Annotated in this window: 1 pseudogene; it reads left to right on the forward strand. The window is 49.7% G+C overall.

What is annotated here, in order from left to right:
* Positions 1–487: pseudogene (locus tag ACLI1A_RS19570) on the forward strand (hypothetical protein); the annotation flags it as partial.

The raw sequence follows: 487 nt of genomic DNA on the forward strand, positions 1-487 counted from the left end.
GTAACAACACCGGCCGAGTACAGCGCAGGTACAGACAACTACTACTTTGACGGTACCTTTACCGGTGAACCGCACAACGGTACTGTTACTTACCCGCTAAGCGCAGCAGGTAACAGGTTTACTGCAATAGGTAACCCGTATCCGTCTCCTATTAACCTGTCTGATTTCTTCGCTGCAAACAGCTCGGTTATCAATACATCATCAGGTATCTACCTGTGGAGGAAACGCAACAACAGTGCTAACTCATCTTACGCTACCCTAAGCCAGGCCGGATATGTGGCCAACCCGCAAGACGGTGGTGTTGTAGATATGACCTCTTACTTCAGTGGAGCCAACACGTACGCTACCTATACTATTGCTCCTGCACAGGGCTTCTTTGTAAAAACCGCCGATGCTGTATCTTCAGGATCTGTAACCTTTACAAACGCCATGCGCCGTGTATCTCCGGGCAGCTCACAAGCCTTCTTTAAGTCGGCACCAAGCACTG

The sequence above is a fragment of the Flavobacterium sp. RHBU_3 genome, assembly GCF_046613565.1.
Classification (GTDB): domain Bacteria; phylum Bacteroidota; class Bacteroidia; order Flavobacteriales; family Flavobacteriaceae; genus Flavobacterium.